Annotated in this window: 12 protein-coding genes; 7 read left to right on the forward strand and 5 right to left on the reverse strand. The window is 72.5% G+C overall.

Annotated elements, in window-relative coordinates; genetic code table 11:
• The first annotated feature begins 16 nt into the window (after nucleotides 1-16).
• Both VFV67_RS34380 and VFV67_RS34385 read left to right on the forward strand, forming a co-directional pair.
• Nucleotides 17-898, forward strand: a complete 882-nt coding sequence (locus VFV67_RS34380; RefSeq protein ID WP_326474894.1) for a putative RNA methyltransferase — start codon at nucleotides 17-19, stop codon at nucleotides 896-898.
• Nucleotides 895-2,142: a Gfo/Idh/MocA family oxidoreductase gene (locus VFV67_RS34385; RefSeq protein WP_326474895.1), complete on the forward strand. Its 1,248-nt coding sequence runs from the start codon at nucleotides 895-897 to the stop codon at nucleotides 2,140-2,142. Before VFV67_RS34380 ends, VFV67_RS34385 begins: the two co-directional genes overlap by 4 nt.
• Here the strand turns inward: VFV67_RS34385 and VFV67_RS34390 are convergent.
• From VFV67_RS34390 to VFV67_RS34405, 4 genes are all read right to left on the reverse strand, one after another.
• Nucleotides 2,132-3,367: a porin PorA family protein gene (locus VFV67_RS34390; RefSeq protein WP_326474896.1), complete on the reverse strand. Its 1,236-nt coding sequence runs from the start codon at nucleotides 3,365-3,367 to the stop codon at nucleotides 2,132-2,134. The genes VFV67_RS34385 and VFV67_RS34390 overlap by 11 nt on opposite strands.
• Nucleotides 3,368-3,468: 101 nt before the next feature.
• Nucleotides 3,469-5,061 carry a beta-N-acetylhexosaminidase gene (locus tag VFV67_RS34395; RefSeq protein ID WP_326474897.1) on the reverse strand — a complete coding sequence of 531 codons (1,593 nt, stop codon included), beginning with the start codon at nucleotides 5,059-5,061 and terminating at the stop codon, nucleotides 3,469-3,471.
• Between the two features lie 110 nt (nucleotides 5,062-5,171).
• Nucleotides 5,172-5,801: a TetR/AcrR family transcriptional regulator gene (locus tag VFV67_RS34400; RefSeq protein ID WP_326474898.1), complete on the reverse strand. Its 630-nt coding sequence runs from the start codon at nucleotides 5,799-5,801 to the stop codon at nucleotides 5,172-5,174.
• A 10-nt stretch (nucleotides 5,802-5,811) separates the two neighbouring features.
• Complete coding sequence (locus VFV67_RS34405; RefSeq protein ID WP_326474899.1) at nucleotides 5,812-7,698, reverse strand: propionyl-CoA synthetase; 1,887 nt, start codon at nucleotides 7,696-7,698, stop codon at nucleotides 5,812-5,814.
• A gap of 88 nt (nucleotides 7,699-7,786) precedes the next feature.
• Between VFV67_RS34405 and VFV67_RS34410 the strand changes: the two genes are divergently transcribed.
• On the forward strand, nucleotides 7,787-9,568 hold the full coding sequence (locus VFV67_RS34410; protein ID WP_326474900.1) for a serine/threonine-protein kinase: 1,782 nt from the start codon (nucleotides 7,787-7,789) through the stop codon (nucleotides 9,566-9,568).
• A 9-nt stretch (nucleotides 9,569-9,577) separates the two neighbouring features.
• Here the strand turns inward: VFV67_RS34410 and VFV67_RS34415 are convergent, their stop codons facing one another.
• Entirely contained in the window at nucleotides 9,578-11,173 is a 1,596-nt protein-coding gene (locus VFV67_RS34415; RefSeq protein WP_414636401.1) for a dolichyl-phosphate-mannose--protein mannosyltransferase, read from the reverse strand.
• A gap of 78 nt (nucleotides 11,174-11,251) precedes the next feature.
• Here VFV67_RS34415 and VFV67_RS34420 point away from each other — a divergent pair, with 78 nt between their 5' ends.
• From VFV67_RS34420 to rsmI, 4 genes are all read left to right on the forward strand, one after another.
• On the forward strand, nucleotides 11,252-11,752 hold the full coding sequence (locus VFV67_RS34420; protein ID WP_326474901.1) for a SigE family RNA polymerase sigma factor: 501 nt from the start codon (nucleotides 11,252-11,254) through the stop codon (nucleotides 11,750-11,752).
• Nucleotides 11,749-12,738 carry a hypothetical protein gene (locus tag VFV67_RS34425; protein ID WP_326474902.1) on the forward strand — a complete coding sequence of 330 codons (990 nt, stop codon included), beginning with the start codon at nucleotides 11,749-11,751 and terminating at the stop codon, nucleotides 12,736-12,738. Before VFV67_RS34420 ends, VFV67_RS34425 begins: the two co-directional genes overlap by 4 nt.
• A gap of 273 nt (nucleotides 12,739-13,011) precedes the next feature.
• Complete coding sequence (locus tag VFV67_RS34430; RefSeq protein ID WP_326474903.1) at nucleotides 13,012-13,872, forward strand: DUF3060 domain-containing protein; 861 nt, start codon at nucleotides 13,012-13,014, stop codon at nucleotides 13,870-13,872.
• A 30-nt stretch (nucleotides 13,873-13,902) separates the two neighbouring features.
• Complete coding sequence (rsmI, locus tag VFV67_RS34435; RefSeq protein WP_326474927.1) at nucleotides 13,903-14,721, forward strand: 16S rRNA (cytidine(1402)-2'-O)-methyltransferase; 819 nt, start codon at nucleotides 13,903-13,905, stop codon at nucleotides 14,719-14,721.
• Nucleotides 14,722-14,738 lie beyond the last annotated feature (17 nt).

Genomic DNA, 14,738 nt, shown 5'->3' on the forward strand with positions numbered 1-14,738 from the left:
TTCGCATCATGCGTGCGTGGGGTCTAGGGTCGTGACGCCGGTGCTGGTCGACGTGTTGCCGTTTCTGGCCTGCCCGACCTGCGGGGCGGAGCTGACGCTGGACGCGCCCGGGGTCCGCTGCGCGCACGCGCACACCTTCGACGTGGCCAGGCAGGGCTACCTGAACCTGGTGACCGGGCGGTCGTCCGGGATCACCGGCGACACCGCGGAGATGATCGACGCGCGCGCCCGGTTCCTTGCCGCCGGGCACTTCGCGCCGGTCGAGCGGGCGGTGGTGGCGGCCGGGCAGCGGGCCATGGCCGACCGGCCGGACGGGTGCGTGGTGGACGTCGGCGCCGGCACCGGGCACTACCTGGCGCCGGTGCTCGACGCGTTGCCCGGCCGGATCGGAGTCGCACTGGACGTGTCCAAACCGGCCCTGCGCCGCGCCGCCCGGGCCCACCCGAGGGCCGGCGCGGTCGGCTGCGACGTGTGGCACGGTCTGCCGGTGCGGGCCGGCTCGGCCGCGCTGGCGCTGAGCATCTTCGCCCCGCGCAACCCGGCCGAGATCCACCGGATGCTGGCCGGCAACGGGGTGCTCGTCGTGGTGTCGCCGACCGTGCGGCATCTGGCCGAGCTGGTCTGGAAGCTGGACCTGCTCAAGGTCGAGCCGGAGAAACAGGAGCGCATCACGGCCGCCATCGCGCCCTACTGTCAACTGTCCAGCGAGGACGACTGGGAGTTCACGATGTCGCTGCCGCACGAGGATGTCGAGTCGGTGGTCGCGATGGGACCCAGTGCCTGGCACACCGACCCCGGCTCGCTGCGGGACCGCGTGCGGGCGCTGGACGATCCGATCCAGGTCACCGCGTCGGTGATCGTGTCGACCTACCGGCGGCGGCCCGAGGCGGCCCGGTGACGGTCAGCTACGTGGTCGTCGGCGCCGGGCAGCGGGGCACCTCCTACGCCAAGTGGGTCGGCGAGAACCCGGACCGGGCAAGGGTTGTCGGGGTCGCCGAGCCGCGCGCACACCAGCGCGACGGGCTCGCCGGCCGGCACACGATCCCGGCCGAGCGGGTCTTCACCACCTGGCAGGAGCTGGCCGAGGCACCCCGGCTGGCCGACGCGGCGATCGTCGCCACCCAGGACACCGACCACGTCGAGCCGGTGATCTCGTTGGCCGCCAAGGGATATCACCTGCTGGTGGAGAAGCCGCTCGCGCCGGACGAGGCGGACTGCCGCCGGCTGGTCGACGCCGTGCGCGCGACCGGCGTGCTGTTCGCCGTCTGCCATGTGATGCGCTACCGGCCGTATACCAGGCTGCTCAAGGAGATCGTGGACAGCGGCCGGATCGGCGACGTGGTCAGTGTGCAGCATCTTGAGCCGGTCGGCTGGTGGCATCAGGCCCACTCGTTCGTGCGCGGCAACTGGCGGCGCGCGGACCTGGCGTCGTTCATGCTGCTGGCCAAGTCCTGCCACGACATCGACTGGCTGCGGCACGTGGTCGGCCGGCCGATCGAGCGGGTGTCGAGTTTCGGCTCGTTGACCCATTTCCGGCGGGAGCACCAGCCGGCCGGGGCCGCCGACCGATGCCTGGACTGCGCCGTCGAGCCGGATTGTCCGTACTCCGCCACCCGGCTGTACCTGGGGGTGGTGCGCACCGGCCACACCGGTTGGCCGGTCAGCGTGATCACCGACGAGCCGACCGAGGAGGGGGTGCTGCGGGCGTTACGGGACGGGCCGTACGGGCGGTGCGTGTACGCCTGCGACAACGACGTGGTCGATCACCAGGTGGTGGCCATGGAGTTCGCCGGCGGTCGGACCGCCACCTTCACCATGACCGGGTTCACCCCGACGTCCGACCGGCGCACCCGGATCTTCGGTACCCGGGGGTCGATCGACGGCGACGGTGAGCAGTTGAGCGTCTGCGACTTCGTCACCGGCCGGACCGAGGAGCTGACCGTGGCCTCGGCCGGCATGGACGCCGCTGCCGGGCACGGCGGCGGGGACGACGCGCTGATGGACGCGTTCACCACCGCGGTCGCGACCGGTGATCCGGCGCCGATCCTGTCCGGCCCGGCCGAGTCGCTTGAGACGCATCTGGCGGTGTTCGCCGCCGAGCGGGCCCGGTGCAGCGGGACGGTTCAGCGGGTCATTCCGTAGCGGGCGGCTTTCCGGGCTCGCCGGGCTTGTCGGGCTCGCTCGGCTGATCGGGCGCGCTCGCCTCGTCCGGTGTGGCCGGCGGTTCCGGCTCGCTCGGTGGCTCGGCCTCGGCCGGTTCGCTCGGCGGTGCGGCGGGGGTCGGGGGCGCGACCACGGTGGGTGCGGCGGCCGCAGGCGCGGCGGGGGCCGCAGGCGCGGTGGGCGCGGCCCGTCCGGGTCCGGTCGCCATGGCCGGCCGGGCGGCGGGCGGCTTGCGCCGCACGATCGCCACCACGATCAGCACCCCGCCGAGCACCACCAGGCCGATCGGCAGCCAGATGCTGATCAGGTCCAGCTGGGTGCTGCGGGACTGGGCCCAGTCGGCGCGCTCCTGCACCGACTCCGGCGTCTGGCTCAGGGTGACGTCCAGCACCGGGATCAGCGGAACCGCCACCGCGCCGAGGGCCGCGGACGCCATGATGGTGCGCTCGATCGTGCTGTCCACCGGCGATCCGAGCTTGGCGTCCGCCCACACCCCGTACCGGCTGGTGACCGTGTAGGCCAGCGGGATCGGGTCGGGCAGCCGGCTGAGCAGCGGCTGGACCGCCTGCTGGGTCGCGGTGGGCAGGAACGGCAACAGGGCGCCGGCAAGCGACTTGGGCAGCCCGGTGGGCAGGTTCGCGGTCAGCACCGGGTTCTTCGCCGGGCCGGACGCCTCGGCGGTGTAGTGGTTGGTGGACCGGCCGCCCCGGTCCTCGGTGCCGACGTACTTCAGCGTGACGCTGGTCTGGGTCGGCGCGTCGTAGAACTTGTAGCTGTCCCCGGGTTCCGGCGAGATCGGCAGCGTGATGGTCATGTCCGAGTGGGTCTCGACCGTGATGCCCTCGGGCGCGGTGCCCTGGACGCGGCTGGTCCGGTCGACGGCGTAGACGTGTTTCTCGCCCGCGGTGAGTGCGCCGGCCTTGAGCTGCGTGTCGTCGTGCACGATGGCGACGTTGCTGGTCGAGTCGGTCACGTACACGTGCCGGTCGAGCGTCGCGTCGGTCTCGGTGACCAGCGCGTTGGTCCGGTCGCCCGCCATCAGCGCCTGCACGTTGAGCCCGGAACCCTTGCCCGCGTAGTGCACCGTGACATCGAGATCGGCCGGCAGCTTCTTGACCGCCGGCACCACGGCGAACCAGACCACGAGGGCGCCCGCGATCAGCAGTACCCCAATAACCGCAAGCACGATCGACGATCGGCGCACCGGAACTCCTCGGGGTTGTCGGATCAGTCCTCAAGAGACACTTGCGGCGAATGATCCAACGACCCCGGGGAGCCCGCAACCCGCGTAGCCCGGTCAGGGGGCTAGGCGGGCCAGGGAATCTGCGTGGACCGGAAGAAGTCGATGCCCATGACCGTCCAACGTGGACCCTGCGCGGCCAGGCGCTCCCGGAAGCTCGCCCAGTCGTGGGTGGACCACGGCGACCAGCCCAGCTCGGCGTAGGCGGGCAGCCGTGGGAAGGCCATGAACTCGATGTGATCGCTGATCTCCAGCGTCTCCGACCACAGCGGCGCCTCCACACCGGCGACCGCGGTCTCCGGCACGCCCTGCAGATAGTTGCCGGGATCCCAGCCGTAGGCGGTGTCCACCTCGATGAACCCGGCCCAGCTCAACCCGAGCGGGGTGTCCCGGTTGTACTTCATGTCCAGGTAGGCCTTGTTGGCCGGAGACAGCAGCACCTTGTTCCCGCGCGCGACGGCCGCGGCGACCTCCGGGTGGGAGTTGGTCGTGCCCCAGTACTGCGGCAGCGCCGAGGTGGGCGGTCCGGCCTTGACGAACTCGTGCCAGCCGGTGACCTTCTTGCCGTGCCTGGCCACGATCGGCAGCACCCGGTTGATGAAGTGCAGGTAGTCCGGCTCGGTGGTGGCGTGCGCCTCGTCGGTGCCGATGTGCAGGTACGGGCCGGGAGTCAGGGCGGCCAGTTCGCGCAGCACGTCGTCGAGGAACCGGTAGGTGATCTCCGAGCGGATGCACAGCGAGCTGAACCCGACGTCGGTGCCGGTGTAGAGCGGCGGTGCCACGCCGTCGCAGTTCAGCTCCGCGTAGGAGGCCAGCGCGGCGTTGGTGTGCCCGGGCATGTCGATCTCGGGAACGATCGTGATGTGCCGGGACGCGGCGTAGGCGACCAGGTCGCGGTACTGCTGCTGGGTGTAGTAGCCGCCGGGACCGCCGCCGACCTCGGTGCTGCCGCCGACGGTGGCCAGCCGCGGCCAGCTCTTGATCTCGATCCGCCAGCCCTGGTCGTCGGCCAGGTGCAGGTGCAGCACGTTGATCTTGTACAGCGCGATCTGGTCGATGTAGCGCTTGACCTCCTCGACGCCGAAGAAGTGCCGGGAGACGTCGAGCATCGCGCCGCGGTGGCCGAACCGCGGGTAGTCGGTGATCTGCCCGCCGGGGACGATCCACGGGCCCGGCACCCGGACCCGGCTCTCCACGGCCGGCGGCAGCAGTTGGCGCAACGTCTGCACGCCGGCGAACAGCCCGGCCGCCGTGTTCGCGCGCAGGGTCACGCCCTGGCGGCGGACCGACAGCTCGTAGCCGGATTCGCCGACCCGGGTGCTGGCGCCGAGCACGAGGGCGATGTTGCCGCCGCCGGTGCCGGATCGGCTCACCGGCAGCGGGAAGCCGGTGGACGGGCCGAGCACGCCGGCCAGGTACCGGCCGACGTCGGTGCCGCCGGACGGGGCGAGGATCTTGGTGCGCCGGGTGATCTCGAAGTCGCCAGCCGGGTCGGGCTGGACCGAGACGGGCGCGGGCACGATGGAGTTCATCCGGGTGATCAGTGGCTCCGGGTCGGCGGTGGCGGCGCCGGGCAGGGCGCTGGCGATGACGGCGGCGGTGGCGGTCAGCCCGGCCACCACCCGGCGGCGGAGACGACGTTCGGCGGAGTTTCGCACGGGTCCTCCTCGAGGCCCGGGGGCAGGGTCCAACAAATAGGTATAGACCAATACGGCTTCCCGGGCAACACGCACCGGCTCCGACCAGCGACGGACCGTGCTCGCCGAGATCAGCTGGGCGGCGGGAGGTGGGTGGCGGCGATCGCCAGGGCGCTCAGGTGGTCGAGAAGGCGAGTGCGGGGAACGGAGAGCTGACCGTCGAGCTGGGCGGCGGCGAGTTCGGAGAGGGCGCCGACCAGGGACAGCGCGGTCAGGTAGGCGTCGGACCGGGGCGGTGGATGGTCGAAGAAGCCGGCGGTCAGGGTGGTGAGCAGGGTGGCCTGCGAGCGGACCGCCTGCTGGCGGCGGCGTTGCAGTTGCTCGTTGCCGGTGGCTTCCAGGATCAGGATCCGGCCCTTGCGCGGGTCGTCAAGGAGGTACTCGAGCGCGGCGGCGATGGCGGCGCGGGTGGTGGAGCCGAGATCGGCCGGGGCCGACCGGACCGCGGCCAGCACGTACTCGATGCCGGTGGCGAGGGTGTGGTCGTAGACGGCGAGCAGCAGCGCCTCGTGGTCGGCGAAGCTCTCGTAGAAGTACCGCTCGGTGAGGCCGGCCTGCCGGCAGACGCCGCGCACCGTGGTGCCCGCCCAGCCCTGGGTGCCGATCACCTCGAGGCCGGCCTCGATCAGGGCCGCGCGGCGCTCGGCCCGGCGGTCCTCGGCGCTGATTCCGCGCCAGGAACGGGTCGGGACGGTGCGCACGGGCGACACGCTATCGAACGGCTTCGCCGCGCAGGATCGGGCGCAGGGCGTCGAGGACGGCGGGGTCTTCGATGGTGGAGGGGACGGGTTCGTCGCGGCCGTCGGCTATCCCGCGCATGGTTTTCCGGAGGATCTTGCCGGAGCGGGTCTTGGGCAGGCCGTCGACGACCGACACCTCACGGAAGGCGGCCACCGGGCCGATTTCGCGGCGGACGGCGGCGACGAGTTCCTCGCGCAGGGTCGGCTCGTCGATGGTCGCGCCGGCCTTGAGGACGACGAAACCCTTGGGGAGCTGGCCTTTGAGCGCGTCGCGGACGCCGATGACGGCGCATTCGGCGACGGCGGGGTGGGCGGCGAGGACGGCTTCCATGGCTCCGGTGGACAACCGGTGCCCGGCCACGTTGATCACGTCGTCGGTGCGCCCCATCACGTACACGTACCCGTCGGAGTCGATGAACCCGCCGTCCCCGGTCAGGTAGTAGCCGGGATACCGGGCCAGGTACGACGAGACGTACCGGTCGTCGTCGCCCCACAGCGTGGGCAGCGTGCCCGGCGGCAGCGGCAGCCGGATCGCGATCGCGCCCTCCTGCCCGACCGGCAGCTCGGCGCCCGCGCCGTCCAGGATCCGCACGTCGTACCCGGGCACCGGCACGCTCGGCGAGCCCGGCTTGAGCGGCAGCGGCTCGAGCCCGCGCGGCGACGCGCAGACCGGCCAGCCGGTCTCGGTCTGCCACCAGTGGTCCACCACCGGAACGCCGAGCTTCTCGCTGGCCCAGTGGTAGGTCTCCGGATCCAGCCGCTCGCCGGCCAGGAACAGCGTGCGGAAGGCGGACAGGTCGTACCCGGCGAGCAGCCGCGCGTCCGGGTCGGCGCGCTTGATCGCCCGGAACGCGGTCGGCGCGGTGAACAGCGCCTTGGCCCGGTGCTCGGACAGCACCCGCCAGAACGCCCCGGCGTCCGGCGTGCCGACCGGTTTTCCCTCGTACAGCACGGTGGTCGCGCCCACGATCAGCGGCGCGTAGACGATGTAGGAGTGGCCGACCACCCAGCCGACGTCGGAGGCGGTCCAGAACACCTCGCCCGGCCCGATGTCGTAGATGTTGGTCAGCGACCAGGCCAGCGCCACCGCATGGCCGCCGTTGTCCCGCACCACGCCCTTGGGTCGCCCGGTGGTGCCGGAGGTGTAGAGGATGTAGAGCGGGTCGGTCGCGGCCACCGGCACGCAGTCCACGGCCGGTGCGTCGCGCATCGCCTCGTGCCAGTCCACGTCCCGCTCGCCGAGCTCCGCCGGCGCCTGTTCCCGTTGCAGCACAACGATGTGGTCCGGCTGGTGGGTGGCAAGTGCCAGCGCGTCGGCGATGATCGGCCGGTACTCGACGATCCGGGTCGGCTCGATCCCGCAGGACGCCGCCACGATCACCTTCGGCCGGGCGTCGTCGACCCGGGTGGCCAGCTCGCGCGGCGCGAACCCGCCGAACACCACCGAGTGCACCGCGCCCAGCCGGGCGCAGGCCAGCATCGCGACCACGGCCTGCGGCACCATCGGCAGGTAGATGATCACCCGGTCGCCGGCCACGACGCCGAGCCCGGCCAGCACCCCGGCGAACCGGGCCACCTCGTCGCGCAGCTCCCGGTAGCTGTGCCGGGACCCGGTGCCGGTCAGCGGCGAGTCGTAGATCAGCGCGGTGCGATCCCCGTTGCCCGCCTCGACGTGCCGGTCCAGCGCGTTGTGGCAGGTGTTGAGCACCCCGTCCGGAAACCAGCGGTACAGCGGGGCGGCCGAGTCGTCCAGGGTCTGCGTCGGCGCGGTCTCCCAGTCGATCGCCTGGGCGGCGGCCAGCCAGAAGCCGTCGCGATCCTCGAGGCTTTGCCGGTACGCGTCGCGGTAGCTGCCCATAGAGGAGATCATGCCCCGTCGGCGCAACCATTGGCCGCCTGTCGGCGTCACTTCGCCTAGTGTGGCTCTGGGAGGGAGAGGAGTCGTGGTGGACGGAGTCGTCAACCTCGCTGCCGCGCTGCTCTCGCTCGCCCACCGCATCTTCGGGCCCGGCGTCTGTCCAGGTGACTGGGTCTGGGCCACCGCAACCGCCGGCAGCCTGATCGCGCTGTTGCCGCTGTTCGCCTCGGTGTTCGTGGCCGTGGTGCGCAAGGGCACCGGAAACCGTTACCACTCCGCGACATTGATGCTGTTCGGCACGGTGGGCGTGCTGTTCGCGTTCCTGCTGCCGTGGCTGCTCTCGATCGGCAGCAGCGAGGTGTTCCGGGCGGCGTGGCGCCGGGACACCAGCGTCGGGCTGCAGGGCGACGACCTGGTCACGCTGAACAACGAGTACTGCTTCGGCGTGCAGCGGGACTACCTCGGCGGCGGTCCGACCGTCTATGACGTGCTGTTCTACCCGTTCGAGGGCGCGCTGAAGCACCTGCTGCACATCGGCACGCTGGTGCTGGTGCCCGGCCTGTGCCTGCTGTTCGTGTGGCTGCAGACCCGGGCGGCGCTGCGCCGGGGTCCGAAGTGGCCCGGCCGGCTGATCTGGATCCCGTTCCTGGTCCTGATCCTGCTCAGCGCGCCGCTGGCCGCGCAGGTGGCGATCTACCTGTGGCTGGGCTTCCTGCCGGTGGCCGTGCTCGGCATGATCCCGGTGCTGATCGTGGGCGCCCCGAGCTGGGCGACGATCGAGCGGTCCAACCAGCAGGCCCCGCGCCGGGTCATGCCGCCGCCGCCGACCTTCCGCCCGCCGCCCCCGGTGCCGCGCACCCCGCCGCCGCCGCCGATGCGGCCGGCGCTGCGTGAGCCCGAGCCGGACCGGGCCGCGCTGGCCCGGCTGGCCGCCGAGCCCGGGCCGCTGCCGTTCACTCCGCGCGGCGCCGTCCCGGCCGCCGCGACGTCGAGCGTGTGGACCCGCAGCGGCCGGTTCCGCAAGGTGCGCCCACTCGGTCACGGCGGGTTCGGCACGGTCTGGCTCGCGGTGGACACCCAGCTGGACCGCACGGTGGCGGTGAAGATCGCGCACGCGCCGGACGGCGAGACCGAGGAGCGGATGCTGCGCGAGGCCAGGGCGCTGGCCGCGGTGCACCACCCGAACTGCGTCCGGGTCTACGACATCGTCGCGGACACCGACGGTCTCGGCCTGATCATGGAGTACATCGAGGGCCTGCAGCTGGCCGAGGCGGTGCACGAGGGCGGGACGCTGGACGACGTGGCCGCCGCCCGGCTCTGGATGACGATGGCCGGAGCGCTGTCCGCGGCGCACTCGAAAGGCGTGCTGCACCGGGACGTCAAGCCGGCCAACGTGATCATCGACCCGGACGGCACCGCGCACCTGATCGACTTCGGGATCGCCCGGTCCCGAGGGGACGCCACGCTGACCGCGACCGGGATGATGGTCGGCACCCCGGACTTCCTGGCCCCGGAGACCGCGGCCGGCGCGGTCGCCACCCCGGCGTCGGACGCCTGGCAACTGGCCGCGACGGTGAGCTTCGCGCTGAGCGGCCACCCGCCGCGCGGGGTGCGGGAGAACGCGATGGCGGCGTTGCTGGCCGCCTCCCGGGCCGAGCGGCTCAGCCACCTGCCGCACAACAGTGCCCACCAGCAGTTGCTGGTCGCCTCGCTGGACGCCGACCCGGCGCGCCGCCCGACGCTCAACGCGGTGGCGCGGGAGATGCGCAACTGGCTCAGCCGGGCCGGGCACGCCGAGGACGGCCCGGTGACCAGCGTGGTCGACGCCGAGACGATCGCCAGAGCCGAACGCACCCGCCCGCTGAGGTGAGTTCCCGGGCTACTTCCAGGAGGGCAGCCAGAGTTCGGCCTGCCAGCGCCATTCGCTGATCGAGTCGCCGTTGAGGACCGGCCACAACCAGACGAAGTTGGCCACCACCAGGCCGACGTACAGGGCGACGACGAGCAGGCCGGTGCCCCGGCGTTCGTCGCCTTCCCTGGCCCGGCCGAGGACATGGCCGAGGATCAGCACCAGCCCGAGCACCAGGAACGGTGCCACCGGGGTCATGTAGAAGAAGTACATCTGCCGGTCGAGGTCGCGGAACCAGGGCAGCAGGCCGGCCAGGTAGCCGACCAGCACCGCGGCGTAGCGCCAGTCCAGCCGGCCGAACGTCCGCCACAGTGCCCAGGCCAGCATCGGCAGCGCCAGCCACCACAGCGCGGGCGTGCCGATCAGCATGGTGGCGCTGACGCAGGACGCCTCGCCGCAGCCGGTGGTGCCGCCGTCGTAGTAGTAGAGCATCGGCCGCAGGCCCATCGGCCAGGTCCACGGCTTGGACTCCCACGGGTGCTGTCCGGTGGCCGGGGTGTGCAGCTCGTTGTGGAAGCCGTAGACGTTCCACGAGTACTGCCACAGCGACCGGATCGCCTGCGGGAAGATGTCGTACCAGCCGGTGTGCCAGCCGGACTCGGCGGCCTGCTCGGCCAGGTGCCGGTCGATCGCCGTCTCGTTGGCGAACCAGGCCCACCAGGTGGCGACGTAGGTCAGCGTCGCGATCACGATGAACGCCCACACCGCGCCGAGCAGGTCGTTGCGCAGCATGCCGAGCCACGGCCGGCGCACCCCGGCCGCCCGCCGCGCGGTGCCGTCCCAGAGCAGCGTGAGCAGCGCGAACGCGAGCAGCCAGTACAGACCCGACCACTTGACCCCGCAGGCAAGGCCAAGCGCCACCGCGCCGGCAAAGCGCCACCAGCGGAAGCCCAGCCGGGGGCCGTAGGGCGACTCGGTGGCCCAGCCCTCCCCGACGGTGATGGCCAGCCGGTTGCGCACCTGGTCCCGGTCAAGCAGCAGGCAGCCGAACGCGACCAGGACGAAGAACGCCCCGAAGATGTCCAGCATCCCCATCCGGCCCTGCACGTGGCTGACGCCGTCGCAGATCAGCAGCACGCCGGCGATCGCGCCGAGCAGGGTGGACCGGGTCAGCCGCCGGGCGATCCGCACGATCAGCAGGACCATCAGGGCCGCGCACAGGGCCGCGGTGAACCGCCAGCCCCAACCGTTGTAGCCGAACAGCCACTCACCGGCCGCGATCAGCTGCTTGCCGAGCGGCGGGTGCACGATCAGCTCGTAGCCGGGGTTGTCCTCGACGCCGCCGTTGCGCAGCATCTCCCAGGCCTGCGGCACGTAGTGCTTCTCGTCGAAGACCGGGGTGCCGTTGTCGGTGGGGAAGCCGAGGTTCTGGAACCGGACGAGGGCGCCGAGCGCGGCCAGGAACGCGGTGACCAGCCAGCCGCGTAACCGGTCGGTGGGCATCTCCGGGCTGACCAGGCGGGCCCGTACCACCTCGGCGTCGGACGGCCGGCCGGGCGCGGCGGAACTCGGGGAGTCCCCCAGCGCGAAGCGGTCGGCCTCGTCCTGCGTGACGAGGAGGCTCACGATGAAGGATCGTAGGGGGCGCCGTGTTCGGCCCGTGTCGGGACTCAACAGTTTGACCGTGGGAAGCGTTTCAGGTTCGTGGACTTCGACGAGTTCCTCCGTGATCAGCTCCCGGCGCTGGTGCGCTACGCCGGGGTGCTGACCGCGGACTCCCACCTGGCCCAGGACCTGACCCAGGACGCCCTGGTCCGGGCGCACGCCGGGTGGGCGCGCATCGGCCGGCTGGACCGGCCCGATCTCTACGTCCGGCACATGATCACCAACGGCTACCTGTCCTGGCGGCGGCGCTGGGCGACCCGCTCGGTACGGCGGGTGGCCGAGGCCGCGCTGCTGGACCGGGCCGTTCCCGATCCGGCGGACCGGTTGGCCGACCGGGACCAGTTGGCCGCGCTGCTGGCCACGCTGAGCCGCCGCCAGCGCGCGGTCCTGGTGCTGCGCTTCTACGAGGGCCGCTCGGACGAGGAGATCGGCGCGATTCTCGGCTGCACGGCGGTCACCGTGCGCAGTCATGTCTCCCGCGCGCTCGCCGGCCTGCGCCAGCGGGCCGGCGCCGACCAACTGGAGCTTTCCGAGTCATGATCGACACAGAGTCGCTCCGAGACGCGTTCGGCGAGTTGGAACGGCACGCCCCGGACGAGGCGGCGGTGCTGACCGGGTTCCGGGCCGGCGTGGTAAGGCGGCGCAGGCGGCGGCAGCTGGCCACCGTGACCGGCGTGGCCGGGACGGTCGCGGCGGTCGCCCTCGGCGTGGTGCTCGCGGTGCCGGGCGCGCCGGGCGGCGGGACCGGCCCGGCCACCTCGTCCGCCGCCCCGGCCGCACCGGACCCGTCGGTCCGGCTGGAGCTGCCGTTCACCGTCGGTGTGCCGCCGGCCGGCTACCGGCCGGTGGAGTGGCGGATCGGCCGGGATCTCAGCGACGTGCAGTACCACGGATCGCACGACGGCGAGACCGTGGTCGTTGAGCTGAGCACCGGGCCTCGGCCGCCGACCGAGCTGCTGTCCGAGGAGCCGGAGACGATCGCCGGCCGGCCGGGGAAGCTGGTCCGGCTGCTCCCGGACGGCGCCCAGCTCGAGCTGTCCTGGCAGCTCGACGACGGGCGCTGGTTCACGGTCCGCGGGCCGGCGGAGCTGCTGTCCGGGCTGCGGGCCACCGCGCAGAGCCTGTCCGTTCGGCCGACGCCGCTCGACCCCACGGCCGGGCCCGACTTCTCCGCGCTGCCGCAGGGGTACGCGGTGGCCGGGTGGCTCGGCGAGGGCGACACGCTGACCCTCGCGACCGTGTGTCCGGTCGCGAAGCGGCTGTTCGTCGACTGCGTCCGGGTGTCGCTGCGGCCCGGGACCGCGCCGGGGACGACGCAGGTCAAGTCGGGCGGGGACGTGCTCGACGTTCCGGTGGACCGGACGCGGGTGGTGAACGGGGTACCCACCTGGGCGACCGCGGACGGCCTTGTGGTGCACGCGCAGGTCGATCCCGGGCACTGGGTGCGGGTCGGCCCCGCCGAGCCGGTGGACGCCGCCGACGTGGACCTGATGCGCGCGGTGGCGGCGGCGACCGTTTCCCGGTAGCTGTTCCGCCTCTCCGGGATTTACTGCTGTTGTTGCGTTCCAGCCGATGGTGCGGTTAGCGGGTTGGTGGTGGCTGGGTTGCGTCACGGTGCCCCTGAGGTTGCGTTGGTCGGGGCGAGACTTTCCGCGGTGATCCACTGTGATGGGCCCGGTGGTCGATTCCGACGGTTTGGCGGACAGTGTGAGTGGGGACCTCCTAGGTTTTGGGCCACAGACCGAAACCGGGAGGTCCCTCCAATGGGTGGCAAGGCCGTTGCGGCGTCAGCATTTGGGATGTGTCTTCTGCTCACCGCGTGTTCAACGGGTAACACCGCGGGAGGCGGGCCCAGCTCGACCGCCGCGCCCCCGACCTCCTCGTCGTCGGCGGGCTCCGGAGACGGAACGTGCCCGACCGGGACGTACGAGGTCACCACGATCAGCGGTAAGGCCGGCACCCAGGTCAACGGCGCGCCCTTGGTGGCCCGCAGCGGCGGCGGGCTCAAGCTCGCCCTGACCACCGGCGGGGCCTGGACGCTCACCGGCAGCGGCACGAACGTCCGGCTGGAGGCCGGCTCGGTCGCCGTCGAGGGGACCGTGAACGGCACCGCCGACGGCACCTTCAGCAAGCCCGGCGACAAGTACGTCTTCCAACTGGAGAACGCCTCCGGCGAGATCACCCTCAAACAGCCGATCGCCGGCATCTCGACGCTGCCCATGAGTCAGGTCGCCCCGGCCCTGGCGCCGACCGGCACGGTCACGCTGACCTGCGGCCCGGACACGCTGCGGATCGAGTCCGATGCCGTCGTGCTCGAATTGCGCAAGCTGGCCGCGTCCGCGCCGCCGAGCACCCCGCCGAGCGCCACCACGATGAGCCCGGCGCCCGGGAGCGGCGGCGCCACCCAGACCCTCAACGAGTCCGGGCGGCAGCGCACGATCGACTGTGCCGGCGGCAACGTGGTGCTCAATGGCTCGGGCAACCAGCTGACCTTCACCGGTAGCTGCGGCGCGTTCACGGTCAACGGCTCGGAGAACCAGATCAAGCTGGACAAGATCGGCCGGATCACCATCAACGGCACGGGCAACCAGGTGCTCTGGACCAGCGGCGAGCCGCAGGTGGCCGACAACGGCAACGGCAACTCGGTGGTCCAGAGCTGACGGCTGCCCGGTTAGGCTGCCGGCGTGCTGGTGCTGGCCGCGACGCCGCTCGGCGACTCCCGGGACGCCTCCCCCCGACTGGTCGAGGCGCTCGGTGCCGCGGACGTGATCGCGGCCGAGGACACCCGGCGGCTGCGCGCGCTGGCCGCCGCGCTCGGGGTCACCCCGGCCGGTCGCTTGGTCAGCTTCTACGACGCGGTCGAGACCGCCCGGATCGGCGGGCTGCTTGCGGCGCTCCGGTCCGGGCAGACCGTGCTGCTGGTCACCGACGCCGGCATGCCCAGCGTGTCCGACCCCGGGTTCCGGTTGGTCGCCGCGTGTGTCGCGGAGGATCTGCCGGTGACCTGCCTGCCCGGGCCGTCCGCGGTGACCACCGCGCTGGCCCTGTCCGGGCTGCCCTGTGACCGGTTCTGCTTCGAGGGGTTCGCCCCGCGCAAGCCGGGGGAGCGGCGCCGGTGGCTGGCCGGTCTGGCCGAGGAGCCGCGCACGGCGGTGTTCTTCGAGTCCCCGCACCGGATCGCGGTCACCCTGACCGACGCCGCCGAGGTGCTCGGCGCGGACCGGCGGGCGGCGGTGTGCCGGGAGCTGACCAAGCCGTACGAGGAGGTCCGCCGCGGCCCGCTCGGCGAGCTGGCGTCCTGGGCGGCCGGTGGCGTGCGCGGGGAGATCACCGTGGTGCTGGCCGGTGCCGAGCCGACGGCCGTGCTGGACCCGGCCGCGCTGGTCGACCGGGTACTTGAGCGCACGGCCGGCGGCGCTCGGCTCAAGGACGCGGTGTCCGAGGTCGCCGCCGAGACCGGCGTGAGCCGCAAGGCGCTCTACGACGCCACGGTCACCGCCCGGCGCTGAGACCGGGCGGTGACCGT

Source organism: Actinophytocola sp., assembly GCF_035762905.1.
GTDB lineage: Bacteria > Actinomycetota > Actinomycetes > Mycobacteriales > Pseudonocardiaceae > DASYTH01.

Coding starts and splice junctions, on each gene's coding strand:
- VFV67_RS34425 (WP_326474902.1), top strand. CDS start 11,749: ATGATCGACACAGAGTCGCTCCGAGACGCGTTCGGCGAGTTGGAACGG.
- VFV67_RS34405 (WP_326474899.1), bottom strand. CDS start 7,698: ATGGGCAGCTACCGCGACGCGTACCGGCAAAGCCTCGAGGATCGCGAC.
- VFV67_RS34430 (WP_326474903.1), top strand. CDS start 13,012: ATGTGTCTTCTGCTCACCGCGTGTTCAACGGGTAACACCGCGGGAGGC.